This window comes from Nocardia sp. NBC_00511 (assembly GCF_045161165.1).
In the GTDB taxonomy this organism is placed as follows: Bacteria; Actinomycetota; Actinomycetes; order Mycobacteriales; family Mycobacteriaceae; genus Nocardia.
Genome location: NZ_CP107849.1, coordinates 1,458,154 through 1,473,545, shown reverse-complemented (window position 1 = coordinate 1,473,545; position 15,392 = coordinate 1,458,154). Strand labels below are relative to the sequence as shown.

The window sequence follows — 15,392 nt, the reverse complement described above, 5'->3', positions numbered from 1 at the left end:
GTCCTTCCGTGTTCAGTTCTTCGGTCCGCCGGCCACGTAGATCACCTGACCGGAGACGAATCCCGCACCCTCACTGACGAGGAACGAGATGGTGTGCGCGATATCCTCGGGCTGTCCGGCGCGCGCGACCGGAATCGTCGACACCACAGCCTTTTTGAAGTCCTCGAACGGGACACCCATGCGGGCGGCGGTCGCGGCGGTCATCTCGGTCTCGATGAAACCGGGGGCGACCGCGTTCGCGGTGACACCGAACTTGCCCAGCTCGAAGGCGAGAGTCTTGGTGAAACCCTGCAGACCGGCCTTGGCCGCGGAGTAGTTGGCCTGCCCGCGATTACCGAGCGCCGAGGTGCTCGACAGGCTCACGATGCGGCCGAACTTCTCCTCGATCATGTGCTTCTGTACCGCGCGCGACATCAGGAACGACCCGCGTAGGTGCACGTTCATGACGGTGTCCCAGTCCTCGACGGACATCTTGAAAAGCAGATTGTCGCGCAGCACACCGGCGTTGTTGACCAGAACGGTCGGAGCGCCCAGTTCGGCGGCCACCCGCGCCACCGCGGCTTCGACCGCGGCCTCGTCGGCGACATTCGCGCCCACGGCCAGCGCCCGGCCACCGGCCTGCTCGATCTCCTTCACGACTGCGGCGCAGGCGTTTTCGTCGAGGTCCAGCACGGCCACCGCCATGCCGTCGCCGGCCAGCCGCTTGGCGACGGCCGCACCGATGCCGCGCGCCGCACCCGTGACGATCGCGATCCGCTGGGCAGTACTCATCTGTCTTCTCCTCCGAATGTGCTGTTCGAGTGGGGGTTTCGGGTTGTTCAGATGCCGCCGGTCAGTGTGAGGCCGCCGTCGACGACCAGCAGCTGACCGGTGATCCAGGCCGCGTCCGCAGAGAGCAGGAACGCCACCACGCTGCCGATGTCCTCCGGAACACCCAGGCGCTTCAGGGGATACGCGGCCGCCACCTCGTCCTCACGGCCCTCGTAGAGCGCGCCCGCGAAGCGGGTCTTCACCACGGCCGGTGCCACGGCGTTCACCCGGATGCCCGGGGCCAGCTCGACCGCGAGCTCCTGGGTGATGTGGGTCAGCATCGCCTTGCTCGACCCGTAGAACCCGATGCCCGGCGCGGGCTTGATCCCCGCGATGGAGGACACGTTCACCACCGCGCCACCGTGCGCGCCCATCCAACCCTTGTGCACCTGCTGCACCCACGACAGCGCGGCCAGGCAGTTCACCTCGACGATCTTGCGGGCGGCGGCCAGATCCAACTCGACCATCGGACCGAAGACCGGGTTGATGCCGGTGTTGTTGACCAGCAGATCCGCGCTGCCGAAGTGATCGATCGCGGCGGCGACGGTCTCGGCCTGATGCTCGGCGTCATCGGCGCGCCCGGCGACGGCCAGCGCGCGCGAGGGACCGCCCAGCGTCTCGACCGCCTCGTCGAGCGCCTCCTTCTTGCGCGCGGTGATCACGACCTTGGCGCCCTCGTCCACCAGACGCTGGGCGATGCCCAGTCCGATACCCCGGCTGGCGCCGGTGACGATGGCCGTCTTGCCGTCGAATCTGTTCACGAACTGGTCCTCTCGAAGTCCGGGCGGGGAACTTACTAAGCGCTTATTAATTCCAAGCAACCATCCGTGACAGGGCCCGCGCGGGTCAAGACCATCGCCCTGCCACCTCAGTGTGACTCGTGACACAGATCAAGTTACGCGCGGGCCCGACCAGGCAAAACCATTCGTTTGTCGAATCCGGATTCAGATTTCAGGAGTCGGCGGAACCTGCCAGCAGGCGCTGCTGGTACTGCCGCATCCCCGCCAGCCAGCGGTCGTAGTCCGCGCCCTTGCGCCGGTACATGTCCAGGACCTCCGGATGCGGGAGGATCAGGAACCGCTCGTCGTCGACCGCCGCCAGGACCAGTTCGGCGACCTCCGCCGGGGTCAGCACCGCACCGGCCGAGGTGACCGCCCGGGTCGCCGCCTCACCGAGCGCGTCCCCCGAATTCTCGCCCGCGCGCAGCAGTTTGGTCTCCACGCCCATTGGACACAGGCAGCTGACCCGAACTCCGCTGTCGCCGTAGGTGACCGACAGCCACTCGGCGAACCCGACGGCCGCGTGCTTGGTCACCGAATAGGCGGCCGAGCCGATCTGGGTGAGCAGTCCCGCGGCCGAGGCGGTGCTCACGAAGTACCCCTCACCGCGTTCCAGCCAGCCCGGCAGCAGCAACCGCGCGGCCCGGACATGTGCCTGGAGGTTCACGTCGATGGTGAGCGCCCAGTCCTTGTCGTCCACTCCGATGCCGACCGGACCGGCCACGCCCGCATTGGCGAAATACAGGTCGACCGGCCCGAACTCCGCCTCCGCGCGGGTGATCAGCGCCTCGATCTGCACGGTGTCGGACACATCCGCACCCACCGCGACCGCCGTGCCCGGATGCTCGGCATCGAGCCCCGCCACCACCTCGGTCGCCGCGGCACCATCGAGATCCGCGACCACGACCCGCGCGCCCGCGCCCACCAGCCGGGCGGCGAGCGCCGCGCCGATGCCCGCACCGCCACCGGTGACCACCGCAATCTTCCCCGCGACCTGCACGAGCACTCCTTCCGCCGATGACCCGAACCCCTCGTCGGATTCGAGTCCTGATCAGGCCTGTCTACTCGCCACCACGACGGCATTCAAGAGACTCATCCACGAGCGGCCCATTCCAGATATTCAATATGATTGCCGCACATAGCTTTTCACCGGACAGTTGAACTCGGCGTCAGTTTTGCATACCGTGGGCCCGACTCCGGACTGCGAGGGGAACCCATCGTGACCACACAGAACCTGCTCGAAGACTGGCAAAAACTGGGCAGCCGTCAGATCCCGACCAACGGCATCGAACTGCGAGTCGTGGAACACGGCGCGGGCACCCCGGTGGTGTTCTGCCACGGCTTCCCCGAACTCGGATTCTCCTGGCGGCACCAGGTTTTCGCGCTCGCAGAGGCGGGCTACCGCACCCTGACCCCGGATATGCGCGGCTACGGCGGCAGCTCCCGCCCCGCGCGCGTCGAGGACTACGACCTGCTCACCATCTGCGCGGACCTGGTCGGACTGCTGGACGCCGAGGGCCTCGAGGACGCGATCTTCGTCGGCCACGACTGGGGTGCGTCGGTGGTCTGGCAGCTCGCCCGCGCCTACCCCGACCGGGTGCGCGCGGTCGCCGGTCTCAGCGTCCCCGCCACCGGCCGCTCGGTCGCTCCCCCGGTCCCCATCCTGCGCTCGCGCCTCGGCGACGAGTTCTACATGTGCTGGTTCCAGGAGCCCGGCGTCGCCGACGCGGTGCTCAACGCGAACGTGCGCCGCACGCTGCTCCAGGACCAGGTGCTCAGCTCGCGCGACTTCCTCGACGCCGCCGAACCGGAACGCCCGCTGCCGGAGTACCTCACGGCCGACGAATTCGACTACTACGTACAGGCTTTCACCGACACCGGCTTCACCGGCGGCCTCAACTACTACCGCAACCTCGACCGCACCTGGGAGCTCACCGCGCACCTCGCCGACGCCAAGGTCACCCAGCCGTCGCTGTTCATCGCCGGATCCACCGACCCGGTCATCCAGTTCACGCCGCTGGCCAAGATGTCCGCGGTGCTCAGCGATCTGCGCGGTTCGATCGTCCTCGACGGCGCGGGCCACTGGATTCAGCAGCAGCGTCCCGCCGAGGTCAATGCCGCGCTGCTGGAATTCCTGCGCGCGGTCGCCTGATCACAGCGCGGGCGCGCCCCGCAGTTCCAGCACACCGTATTCCGGACCGATCCCGGCGGCGGTGGTGCGCGCGATGCTCTCGTCGAGCACCCGCGCCACCTCCGGCGGGAACTCCGCGGGCCGCCGCGACTCCAGATCCACGTTCACGGCCAGGAATTCGAACGAGTTCGCCACCGCGCCGGTGGTCACGTTGACCAGGTACGAGATCCCGCACAGCGCCTTCGGCGTCCGTCCCAGATGCCCGATGTGCACCGAAACTTCGTGCCCGACAAGCACTTCCCGCAGGTATCGGACGTGCTGCTCCTTCGCGAAGGTCCCGAACCTGCCCTGGTACGCCCGATATCCGAGATCCCGGTGCATCTGCCACAGGCCCTCACCGTGCAGCCCGAAGTAGTGGCTGACGTTCATATGCCCGTTGCCGTCCTCGAATTCGGCGGGAATGACCCGCCCGGAGACACGGGGCAGGGCAAGGGCCTGCTCGAAGGTGGGCAGCACGGCGGCCATGAATTCCCTCTCCCGCCGGTGGCTCCGCTGCCCCCGGCTACCCGGCCTCGCGACCGGTGTTCGAATCCGAGGATAACCCGGGCGTCAGCTGCAACCCGTTGACCCACAGCTGGGTCAGCGTCGTCACCAGCTTCTCGAAGGAGATGCGCTGATTCTGCACGAACACCAGATACGCCATCCGGCTCACCATCGACGACAGCGCGTGCGCGGTGATCATCGGATCGAGATCGGTACTGGCCTGCCCGGATTCCTGCAGCGAACGGATCAGGCGCGCATTGCGATTCGCGAACGCCCGCCCGCGCTCCACCCGCATCCGCCGGAAGTTCTCGTCCACCTGCGCGACCTGCTCGAACAGCGCCATCAACCGCGCATTGCGCTTGTAGGACAGCAGATAGTCGCGATTGGCCGCCTCGATCAGCGCCCGCACATCGGTGATACCGCTGCGCTCGCGCACATGCGGATGCAGCATCTCCTCCTGCACCTGCTCGACCAGCGCCGCGAAGATCTCTTCCTTGCTGTCGAAGTAGGTGTAGAACGATCCCGACGCCATCCCCGCGGCCTTGGCGATATCGGTGATCCGCGAATCCAGGTATCCGTCACGCTCGAAAACCGTTCGCGCGGCGGCGATCAACGCGGCCCGGGTCCGGACCCCGCGCTGGGTGCGCGGCGGGACCCGGCCGGGTTGCACTCCGGCCGATCCGGACTCCGACACCGACTATCGGCCGATCAGGCGGCCGAGGTCACGCGGTAGACGTCGTAGACGCCTTCCACATTGCGAACCACGTTGAGCAGATGCCCGAGGTGCTTGGGATCGCCCATCTCGAAGGTGAACTTCGAAATGGCCACGCGGTCACCGGAAGTGGTGACCGCCGCCGAGAGGATATTGACCTTCTCGTCGGCGAGCACCTTGGTGACATCCGACAGCAGCCGCGTGCGATCGAGCGCCTCGATCTGAATCGCGACCAGGAACACCGACGACGGCGACGGCGCCCACTTGACCTCGATGATGCGTTCCGGCTCCGCGCGCAGCGAATCCGCGTTGGTGCAGTCGGTGCGGTGCACGCTGACCGCACCGCCCCGGGTCACGAACCCCATGATCTCGTCGCCGGGCACCGGGGTGCAGCACTTGGCCAGCTTGGAGACCGTGCCGGGCGCGCCCGGGATCTCCACGCCCGCGTCCCCGGTGGTGCGCTGCCGCGCCGGAACCGTGGAAGGCGTTGAGCGCTCGGCCAATTCGTTCTCGACGTCGCTGACCCCGCCGAGCTGCGCCATCAGCCGCTGCACCACGTGATGCGCCGACACCTGGCTCTCACCGACCGCCGCGTACAGCGCCGAGATGTCGGTGTAGTGCAGCTCGTGCGCCAGCGCCGACATGGCGTCGGCACTCATCAGGCGCTGCAAAGGCAGGCCCGAACGCCGAACTTCCTTGGAGATCTGGTCTTTTCCGGCCTCGAGGGCTTCCTCGCGGCGCTCCTTGGCGAACCACTGCCGGATCTTGGCCTTGGCGCGCGGGGACACCACGAAGTTCTGCCAGTCGCGCGAGGGCCCGGCGTTCTGCGCCTTCGAGGTGAAGATCTCGACGACCTCACCGTTCTCCAGCTGCCGTTCCAGCGCGACCAGGCGTCCGTTGACGCGCGCGCCGATGCAGCGGTGCCCGACCTCGGTGTGCACCGCGTACGCGAAGTCCACCGGAGTCGACTTCTGCGGCAACGTGATCACGTCCCCCTTGGGGGTGAACACGAAGATCTCAGGCGACTTCAGGTCGAAGCGCAGCGACTCCAGGAACTCCGCCGGGTCCGCGGCTTCCCGCTGCCAGTCGAGCAGCTGACGCATCCACGCCATGTCGTCGACTTCGGTGGAGTCGTTGGAGTGCTTGCCCTTGGTCTCCTTGTACCGCCAGTGCGCGGCGATGCCGAACTCGGCGGTGCGGTGCATGTCCTGGGTGCGGATCTGCACCTCCAGGGGCTTGCCGTCGGGACCGACCACGGTGGTGTGCAGCGACTGGTACACCCCGTAGCGCGGTTGCGCGATGTAGTCCTTGAACCGGCCCGCCATCGGCTGCCACAGCGAATGCACCACGCCCACAGCCGCATAGCAGTCACGCACCTCGTCGCAGAGGATGCGGATGCCGACCAGGTCATGGATGTCGTCGAAGTCCTTACCCTTGACGATCATCTTCTGGTAGATCGACCAGTAGTGCTTGGGGCGACCCTCGACGATCGCGTTGATGCGGCTCGCGGCCAGCGTGTTGACGATCTCCGCGCGCACCTTCGCCAGGTAGGTGTCGCGCGAGGGCGCGCGGTCGGCGACCAGGCGCACGATCTCGTCGTACTTCTTGGGGTGCAGGATCGCGAACGCGAGGTCCTCGAGCTCCCACTTGACGGTGGCCATACCCAGGCGATGCGCCAGCGGCGCGATCACCTCGAGGGTTTCGCGCGCCTTCTTGGCCTGCTTCTCCGGCGGCAGGAAACGCATGGTGCGCATGTTGTGCAGCCGGTCGGCGACCTTGATCACCAGCACGCGCGGATCCCGCGCCATGGCGATGATCATCTTGCGGATGGTCTCGGCCTCGGCGGCCGCGCCCAGATTGACCTTGTCCAGCTTGGTGACGCCGTCGACCAGGTGCGCGACCTCGGTGCCGAACTCCTCGGTCAGCTCGTCGAGCGAGTAGCCGGTGTCCTCGACCGTGTCGTGCAGCAGCGCCGCGACCAGCGTGGTGGTGTCCATGCCCAGCTCGGCCAGGATATTGGCGACCGCGAGCGGGTGGGTGATGTACGGGTCGCCGGACTTGCGGAACTGGTGCGCGTGCTTCTCGTCGGCGACGTCGAAAGCCCGTTGCAGCAGAGCCAGATTCGCCTTCGGGTACAGCTCCCGATGCACGGTGGCCAGCGGCTCGAGCACCGGTTTGACGGCGGCGATGCCGCGCTGCCCGGTCATCCGCCGGGCGAGGCGGGCGCGTACGCGACGGGATGCTGAGGTCGGAACTGCGGTGGTGTTGCGAGCTGCTGCACCGGACTGCCCGTTGGCCTGCGGGGTGGCGGACGCGTCGTCGTTCGGTTGCCCGGCGTTCGCCTTCTCCAGATGCTGCGTCATGCCACCACCTCTCCCGGCCTCGATCGGATCACCCTATCGGACCGTTCAACCACCCAGATCATCCACTTTAGTCCTGGTTCCCGACAGTTATCGGGGCAGCGGCGACCCCCGGTCCGAACCGGTCCGGAGCGTTGAACGATACCCGCTCCGGACCGGTTTGCCGTCGTTGTCGCCCGATCACCGCGCCGCCGCCTCGACGAGACCATCCGCGGTGAGCTCCAGCCGCCGTGTGACACCGATCTCATCGAGAAAGCGCGGGTCGTGACTGACCACCACCAGCGCACCCTGGAAACCCGCCAGCGCCTCGCTCAGATGTCCGAGGCTGGGCAGATCCAGGTTGTTGGTCGGTTCGTCGAGCAGCAGCAGCTTCGGCGCGGGCTCGGCCAGCAGCAGCATCGCCAGCGCCGCCCGCAACCGCTCACCACCGGACAGCGCCCCGGCGAGCACGTCCGCGTCGGTGCCCCGGAACAGGAACCGCGCCAGTTGCGCGCGGATCTGCTCCGGCAACGCGTGCGGCGCACCCGCCGACACGTTCTCGAACACCGACAGCGATTCGTCGAACACGTCCAGCCGCTGCGGCAGCATCCGCCACGGCACCTTCGGACCCTGCTCGCGAATGGCATGCAGCAGCGTCGTCTTCCCGATGCCGTTGCGTCCGGTGAGCGCGATCCGCTCGGGTCCGGACACCTTCAGGCTCACCGTCGGCCCGCAGGCCAGCCGCAGCTCGGTCAGCTCGATCACATCCTGCCCCGGGTAGAGCCGGGTGCCGGGCAGCTCGACGCGGATCTCGCGATCCTCACGCACCAATTCCTCGGCCTTGGTCAAGGTTTCGCGTGCGTCCTCGACCTTGCCGATGTGGTTGTTGCGCAATTTGCCCGCCGACACCTGCGCCTGCCGTTTGCGTTCGTGCGCGATGATCTTCGGAACTCGCTTCTCCTCCTGTGCTTTATTGCCGGTCCGCAACCGTCGATCGAGTTTGATCCGGGCCTCCACCAGCTCCCGCGACTGCTTGCGCACATCGCTGCGCGCATCACGCACCGCCGCGCGCGCCGCTTCCTGCTCGATCGCGACAATGCGTTCGTACTCACTGAAATTGCCGCCGAACGAACGGATTTCGCCGTCCCGCAATTCCGCGACGACATCCACGCGTTCGAGCAGTTCACGATCATGGCTGACGGTGAGCACGGTGCCCGGGAACTGCGCGATGACCTCGTAGAGCCGGCCGCGAGCGCTCCCGTCCAGGTTGTTGGTCGGTTCGTCCAGCAACAGCACATCGGGTTCGCGCAACAGCTCGGCCACCAGCCCCAGCAGCACAGTCTCACCGCCGGACAGCGTGTCCAACCGCCGGTCCAGCTGCTCGACATCGCCTGCGACATAATGCAATCCGAGCCGGCCGAGCAGTGCCACGGCACGTTCCTCGACATCCCAGGCAGTGCCCACGATCTCGAAGTCGGCATCGGACCCGGATCCGGATTCGATGCGGTGCAACGCTTTGCGGATCTGCGCGAGACCCAGCACCTCGTCCACCCGCTGCCCGGCGGCGAGCCCGAGATCCTGACGCAGATACCCGAGCCGCCCGGGCACCGTCACCGAACCGCGCAGCGCGCGCAATTCACCGGTGATCAGGCGGAAGAGGGTGGATTTCCCGGCCCCGTTGCTGCCGACCAGGCCGATATGGCCGGGTCCGAGCTGGGTGTCGAGTCCGTCGAAGACGGGAGTGCCGTCCGGCCATGCGAAGGCCAGATCGGAAATGGAAATAACAGGCATTGACATGCGGACTCCTCGAAAAGGTAAGCGCGAAGAATGCGGCGCACGAATGCGGGCCGCTCGGCACTACCTTCAGAAGATCAACGCAATGTCCCCTATCGGACGGCAACAAGAACCCGTCCACTGTAACCAGATCCAATTAGCCGGGGCAAGTACATATCCGGGTGAGCCCGGTCTCGGCGACCGCGCTCAGCCCCCGATACGCCGAGCCCGCATGCCGTTCAGCAGCGGCACCTGCGCCACCTTGCCGCCGGGTTCCGCGTGCAGCATCCGGCCGTTGCCGAGGTAGATGCCGACGTCGGAGGGACCGCGCGCGGTGAACGATCCGAACACCAGGTCACCGGCCCGCGCCTTGAGCAGATCCACCTCGACGCCCTGCTCCCACTGCTGCTCCGCGGTGGTCGGCAGCGAGATCTTGCTACCGCTGGCCGCGAACACCGACGCCGCAGTGTATCCCGCCGCGTCGAACCCGCCGCTGGTCGGACCGCCGGGCCCGCCGCCACCGAAAACGTATGGCGTGCCGAGCCATTGCTGTCCGGCGGCCACGATCTGCGATCCGATATCGGTGTCCGGATCGGCCTGGAACCGCCCCTCGCTGCCGATACTGCGGAAGTTGGGTTCGGCGGCCAGGATTCGCGCCACATACGGCCGGGTCTCGGTGTAGTGCCGGGGAATCTGATTCGGCATGCCGCCCGAGGACAGCACCGCGCCCTCACCGGCGTTGTAGGCGGCGATGGTGAGCGCGGTCAGATCACCGGTCACCTTGCCCTGCGACATCCAGCCCTCGATGGTCTTGGCGATGGCGCACATGTAGCGCCCCTGCCCGATGATCCCGTCGGCCGGATCCAACGAGCTGGCATAGCCCTTACCGTCCACGTCGATGACGAACGGTTGTCCGTCCGGCGCCAATTCCGCGGCCGTACCCGGCATGAACTGGGCGATGCCCTGCGCACCGTCCGGCGAGACCGCGTCGGAGCGGAATCCGGATTCGGCCTGCCCCTGCGCGGCCAGCAGCGACGCGGTGATCTCCGGGCACAGCGATCCGGCCCGGCGATACCAGACCTCCAGCTCCGGCGGCACCTTCCCGGAGGCCAGATTGCCGCCCGCGGTACCGAATCCGTTCTCGCAGTTCATGATCGACACCGACGGTGTCGGCATGGAGCCGCCCGCCAGCCACGGCATCGGATCGACCTGCTTGCCACCGGTGAGCCGCCCACCGGGCACCAGCTCGAAATGCAGGTGGGGGCCCGAGGATTCGCCATTGCTGCCGACATCGGCGATGTGCTGACCCATCTGCACGATATCGCCGGTGTGCACGTAGATCCCGTTCTCATACATGTGCCCGTACACGGTCGAATACCGGCGACCGGACTCGTCGAGCGAATCGATGACCACCCAGTCCCCGAACCCCGACGCCGCCCCCGAGGCCACGACGAGGCCGTCCGCGGCGGCGTAGATCGGCGTTCCCGCGGCGGCGGCCAGGTCGACACCCATGTGGGTGCCACCGCGCGCGCCGAACACGTCGGAGACCGTGAATTGTCCTGCGGCGATGGGGTATTGGTGCCGCCCGGCACCGGTCAGCGATCCGGCCTCGTTGACCGACCCGCTGGGCATCGCGGCCATCGAGGCCCCGCCCGGTGCGAGCACCGTCGAGGTGGTCGCGGGCTCCTTGATCGTGACCTGCACCCGGTCCATATGGTTGTGCGCCGGGTCCCCGCGATCCTCCAGGGGATTCCACTGGATGGCGGTCGCCGCGTTCGGAGTCCAGCTGCGCTGCTTCCAGATCACGTAGTCGATGCGGAACGCGGCGGCGTTCTGCTGCAGGAACGACACGATGGCGTCGCCCTTGCCCTGATCGGCTCCGACGATGAAATCGACCGCGCGCCCGGCCTTGTGATCCGGATAGGTGGCGTCGGTGAGCACCCCGGTCATGTCCATCAGCCCGAAGTGCGCGACCGTGCAGCGCAGCACCCGCAGCGCACCGTCCTGCAATCCGGTCTCGGCCGGCGAACCGGTGGCGGGGCAGTTGGGTTCGGTGAGCGCCGGAGTAGCGGACACAACAGCGGGTGCGCCGGGGCCGCAACTGGTCTCGCTGGCGGGCAGAATGACGACCAGGATCAGGGTCATCATCGCCAATATCAGGGCGACGGCCCCGCCTATGAGGTATTTGGGCTTCACGCCCGAACGCTCCCGACCGCCGCGGTGATCACCCGGACATCATGCCATGGCGGACACGCGGTTTCACGAAACCGCGTGTCGTATCGACTCGCACACCGTCAGGTCTCGACTCGCCCACCGCACAGTTTTCGATTCACGTCTCGCGGGCATACCGGTGTCATGCCGTACGTTGCCCGCAACGAAGTCCACGCCGCTCGCATCATCAGCGGCGTCGGCACGCTTTTCGCCCTCATCGAGGGCGTGTACATCCTGATGCTGGTGCTCAATGCCGACCAGTCCAATAAGTTCTTCGTCTTCATCAAGGGCCTCGCCGAACCGCTCGCCCTGTTCTTCCCAGGCCTGTTCCACACCAGCAGCCACGACTTCGACATCGTGCTGGATTACGGTCTGGCGGCGATCTTCTGGCTGGTGGTCACCGGATTCGTGGCCCGGCTGGTGGCCCGCTAGAGCCCCGCGGCGGCCAGGTCCAACGCGGTCAGCGCCGCCGAGAACAGCGGCGTGTGCTCGGAGCGCCCCGGGTCGTATCCGGTCAGGGCCGCGATGCGGTTGAGCCGGTAGTTGAGCGTATTGCGGTGCACCACCAGCGACTCCGCGGCCGCGACCCGATTGTGGTCGTGGCTGAGGAAGGCGCGCAGCGCGTCCATCAGATGCTGCTGCCCGGTCAACGGTTCCAGCAGACCCAGCAGCCAGGCACGCGCCGGACCGGGCCGGGCGAACTGATACTGCAATGCGATGTCCGCCATCCGGTACACACCGGTCGGCCGCCCCAATCCCAGTGCCAGGCGCGCGATCTCGCCCGCCTCCTCCGCGCGGGCCGGAATCTCGGAAACGTTTGCGGCCGTGGCCGTTCCGGCGATCACCCGCACCTCCGCGACCGCGCCGATCCGCACCACCGCGTCCTCCAGCCGCGGCACCGGTTCGGACACCGGCACCAGCACCCAGCCCCCGGCCCGATCCAGCACGGTCAACGCCACCGGCGAGAGCCGGTCGATCTCACCGTGAATGGCCCGCATCGCCGGACGCGCGCCGTCCGCGCCGTCGGACGCCTCCGGGGTGCGCAACGCCAGCACGTGATAGCCACCCAGCGTGATCCCGTACCGCTCGGCCAGCAGTTCAGCGGGCTTGCCCTGCAGCAGCGCCTGCGCCAGTGCCCGTTTCGCCTCCCGCTGCTCCCAGCGCAGATCCTGCCGTTCGTGCAGGTACGAGGCGGCGACCCCCGGGATCACCACGCCCAGATAGCTCAGCAGCTGCGGTACCGAGGACAGCAGTTCGGCCCGCTGCTGCGGCGTCCGCGAAGCCTCGTCGAGCACCTTCCAGGCGGCCAGCGCGGCCTGATGGTAAACCGCCAGCACCGCGTCCAGCGGAACCCCTTGGCGCGCACGGCGGACCGCGACCTCGATCATCTCGTCCAGATCGCCGCGATCCGGCTGCCGCCCCTCGCCGACCAGGTCGATGAACAGCCGCAGGTTCTCCTCGGAGCGCCGGACCAGATCCTCGGCGACCACCTCCTGCGGCAGCTGCTCGTAGTCGGGCACCGAGCGGACCACGGCCGCGACCATCTCCCGGGTCACCTCCGGCATCCGCGATTGCAGCAATTCCACCAGGGGCGACGGGTCTCGGGATGCGGCACTCACCCCGACATTGTCACCGCGAACGAACCCGCGCGCATCAGGAACGCCATACGCAGGCGAAACAACCACCGCATCCTGGCACCCGACCAAACCACCCGGTCTCACCTTGTTCGGATATACAGCGGTACCGAACTACTCAGAGCTGAACGATCGAGGTCAGCGGGTAGTCCCCCTGACGCGCGCGCCCCTTGAGGAACCCGAGCTCGAGCACCACGGCCGCCGCGGCGATCTCCGCGCCCGCCGCCACGAACAGCTCCGCCGCCGCCGCGAGGGTGCCGCCGGTGGCCAGCACGTCGTCGAGCAGCAGCACCCGGCGACCCTTCAGCTCGATGCCGTCGGCCGGGATTTCCAGTGCGGCCGAACCGTATTCGAGGGTGTACTCCCGCGAGATGACCGGCGGCGGCAGCTTGCCCGCCTTGCGCACGGCGACCACCCCGGTGCCGAGCACGGCCGCGACGCCCGCGCCCAGCAGGAACCCGCGGGCGTCCACCCCGGCGACCAGGTCGGCGTCGGGGGCGCAGGCGGCGAAGCAGTCGAGCACGGTGCGGAAGCCCTCGGCCTCGGCGAAGACCGGGGTCAGGTCCGCGAAACGCACTCCCGGCGTCGGGAAGTCGTCGTGCCAGCGGGTCAGCCGCTGTACCGCCTCGGCCGCCTTGGCGGTCCGCTCCCCCGCGTTGTCGTCCCGCGCCTCATGCTTGCTCATCTGCACCCACTCCAATCCACCACGCCACCACGGTCACTCACCGTTTCAGCACCCAGCGATCCATATTCCAGCCCGCACCCGCCTTGGTGGGGCTGGCGATGCCGTCCTCCATGCCGTCACCGAACGCGACCGTGCGCGAACCGGCGAACAGCGGAATCGACGGCATATCACTCCACAGCAGGTTCTCCTGCTCGTTGAGCAGATTCAGCACCGTGGCCGAGTTGTCCTCCGCCGCAAGCTGATCCGAGATGGCATCGTAGCGGCCGTTGCCGTACCGGTTGAAATTCAGGCCCGAACCGGTGCGCAGCGCCGCGATGGCGTCGGTGGCGGCCATCGAACCCGAGGGACCCGGCATGGCGGCGGTGCCGGCCAGGACGGCGTCGACCTTGCCGTCCGACAGCTGCGAGGCCGTGAAATCCGGTGCGCCCGCGTCCACCACGGTGATCCCCGCCGCCTTGCAGGCATCGGCGATCGCCCCGACCATGGCCGCCCGGCGCTCATCGGGCTTCACGTACCCGATGCGAACGGTCTGGTTCTGCAGACCCGACGAGGACGCGGCACCGGTAGCGGTGGCGTCACCGCCCTTGTACTTGTCACCCGCACCCATGATCGACGGGTAGTAGATCGAATCCTGCTGCACGGTCCGGGAATTCAGCACTCCCGCGTCCAGGCCCGCCTTGGCGTCGATGCCCGGATGCCCGAACTTGTCGAACAGCGCCTGCCGCGGCACGCACAGCGCGAACGCCCGGCGCGCACCCGCCGCACCGAACACGCCATCGGTGCTCAACACCAGCTGCTCGACACCGCGGCCGGGCACGTTCTCCTTGGTGAACCCGTTGAGCGGGAGGTCACCCAGCGACCCCGCACCCACATCGAGCACCCCGACCGACTTGTCCGACACCTTGGACTTCAGATCAGAATGCCGGTCCCACACCACGATTCGCGGCGTGCGGGGCGCGTTGCCCCACCACTTCTCGTTCTTGACCAGGACCAGACCGTCCTTGTCGCTGAACGAGTCGATCCGGTACGGCCCCGAGGACGGCAGCGCCGTCAGATCCAGCTTGCCCGGGGTCAGCTTCCAGCCGTTGTTCCAGAAGTCGGCGATCCGCTCCAGGGTCGGCTGATCACCGGACTGCACCGGCACCACCACATTCGGCACCTTGACCGCACTGGCGGCCACGTGCGCGGGCATCAGCTCGGCCGCGTTGAACAGCGTCTTCCACGCCGAATAGTGCTTGCCCGGACGGAACACCACGGTGGCGTCCTTGGACCCCGGCGTGCAGTCCACCCGTTCGATATCGCGGTACCCGTCGGTGCTCGCGGCATCGAACATCGGCACCGGACCGCCCTGGCCCGCCTTGCTGAAGCGGCCGCTGCGCGCCGCCCAGGCCAGCACCAGATCGTCACACGAGGTGGCCACCCCGTCGGAGTAGACGCCGTCCGGACTCAGCCGGTACTGGATGGTCTGCACATCGCCGGGCACCTCCTTGGCGGTGCCTGCGTCGGTGTCGGCCACCGGCTGCCCGTCCGGACCGGTGTAGAAGAACCCGGTCAGCACGCGCGAGAACACCGCCGCCGCACCGCTGTTCGCGCCGAGCGTGCTGCCGCCGTTGTAGCTGGCGATCACCGCGTCCACGCCGTAGCCGATGGACGGCACCTGGTTCTTGCTCGAACATCCGGCCAGCGCGCCGGCCGCGAGCGCACCCGCGGCCAGCACCGCGACACCACGTGCCGCAATCGTCTTCTGTCGCATCACGCTCGCAACCCCCCGCGCG

General features: G+C 67.8%; 13 protein-coding genes. 2 read left to right on the top strand and 11 right to left on the bottom strand.

What is annotated here, in order from left to right:
- Positions 1 to 12 precede the first annotated feature (12 nt).
- The 3 genes from fabG to OG300_RS07090 all read right to left on the bottom strand — a co-directional run bounded on the left by fabG (position 13) and on the right by OG300_RS07090 (position 2,589).
- Positions 13 to 771 carry a 3-oxoacyl-ACP reductase FabG gene (gene fabG / locus OG300_RS07100; protein WP_405493366.1) on the bottom strand — a complete coding sequence of 253 codons (759 nt, stop codon included), beginning with the start codon at positions 769 to 771 and terminating at the stop codon, positions 13 to 15.
- A 47-nt stretch (positions 772 to 818) separates the two neighbouring features.
- Complete coding sequence (locus OG300_RS07095) at positions 819 to 1,571, bottom strand: SDR family oxidoreductase (RefSeq protein WP_405493364.1); 753 nt, start codon at positions 1,569 to 1,571, stop codon at positions 819 to 821.
- Between the two features lie 190 nt (positions 1,572 to 1,761).
- Entirely contained in the window at positions 1,762 to 2,589 is an 828-nt protein-coding gene (locus OG300_RS07090; RefSeq protein WP_405493362.1) for an SDR family oxidoreductase, read from the bottom strand.
- A 219-nt stretch (positions 2,590 to 2,808) separates the two neighbouring features.
- Between OG300_RS07090 and OG300_RS07085 the strand changes: the two genes are divergently transcribed.
- Positions 2,809 to 3,741 (top strand): alpha/beta fold hydrolase, encoded by a 933-nt coding sequence (locus OG300_RS07085; RefSeq protein WP_405493360.1) that lies wholly within the window; start codon positions 2,809 to 2,811, stop codon positions 3,739 to 3,741.
- On the opposite strand, the gene OG300_RS07080 is transcribed toward OG300_RS07085, so the two are convergent.
- From OG300_RS07080 to OG300_RS07060, 5 genes are all read right to left on the bottom strand, one after another.
- The gene (locus OG300_RS07080) at positions 3,742 to 4,245 is read right to left on the bottom strand and encodes a thioesterase family protein (RefSeq protein ID WP_405493358.1); all 504 of its coding nucleotides are present in this window, start codon (positions 4,243 to 4,245) and stop codon (positions 3,742 to 3,744) included.
- Positions 4,246 to 4,282: 37 nt separating this feature from the next.
- On the bottom strand, positions 4,283 to 4,957 hold the full coding sequence (locus OG300_RS07075; RefSeq protein ID WP_405493356.1) for a TetR/AcrR family transcriptional regulator: 675 nt from the start codon (positions 4,955 to 4,957) through the stop codon (positions 4,283 to 4,285).
- A 14-nt stretch (positions 4,958 to 4,971) separates the two neighbouring features.
- Complete coding sequence (locus tag OG300_RS07070; protein ID WP_405493354.1) at positions 4,972 to 7,338, bottom strand: RelA/SpoT family protein; 2,367 nt, start codon at positions 7,336 to 7,338, stop codon at positions 4,972 to 4,974.
- Between the two features lie 177 nt (positions 7,339 to 7,515).
- On the bottom strand, positions 7,516 to 9,111 hold the full coding sequence (locus OG300_RS07065) for an ABC-F family ATP-binding cassette domain-containing protein (RefSeq protein WP_405493353.1): 1,596 nt from the start codon (positions 9,109 to 9,111) through the stop codon (positions 7,516 to 7,518).
- 183 nt (positions 9,112 to 9,294) lie between these two features.
- Positions 9,295 to 11,283 carry a peptidoglycan DD-metalloendopeptidase family protein gene (locus tag OG300_RS07060; protein WP_405493351.1) on the bottom strand — a complete coding sequence of 663 codons (1,989 nt, stop codon included), beginning with the start codon at positions 11,281 to 11,283 and terminating at the stop codon, positions 9,295 to 9,297.
- A 159-nt stretch (positions 11,284 to 11,442) separates the two neighbouring features.
- On the opposite strand from OG300_RS07060, the gene OG300_RS07055 reads away from it, so the two are divergent.
- A complete protein-coding gene (locus OG300_RS07055) occupies positions 11,443 to 11,730 on the top strand; it encodes a hypothetical protein (protein ID WP_405493349.1) in 288 nt (95 codons plus the stop codon).
- Here OG300_RS07055 and OG300_RS07050 read toward each other — a convergent pair.
- The 3 genes from OG300_RS07050 to OG300_RS07040 form a co-directional block, all read right to left on the bottom strand.
- The gene (locus OG300_RS07050; protein ID WP_405493347.1) at positions 11,727 to 12,917 is read right to left on the bottom strand and encodes a PucR family transcriptional regulator; all 1,191 of its coding nucleotides are present in this window, start codon (positions 12,915 to 12,917) and stop codon (positions 11,727 to 11,729) included. The two genes, OG300_RS07055 and OG300_RS07050, sit on opposite strands and share 4 nt — an antisense overlap.
- A gap of 133 nt (positions 12,918 to 13,050) precedes the next feature.
- Positions 13,051 to 13,617, bottom strand: a complete 567-nt coding sequence (locus OG300_RS07045; protein WP_405493345.1) for an adenine phosphoribosyltransferase — start codon at positions 13,615 to 13,617, stop codon at positions 13,051 to 13,053.
- Positions 13,618 to 13,654: 37 nt separating this feature from the next.
- Positions 13,655 to 15,370, bottom strand: a complete 1,716-nt coding sequence (locus OG300_RS07040; RefSeq protein ID WP_405498493.1) for an ABC transporter substrate-binding protein — start codon at positions 15,368 to 15,370, stop codon at positions 13,655 to 13,657.
- Between the last annotated feature and the right edge of the window lie 22 nt (positions 15,371 to 15,392).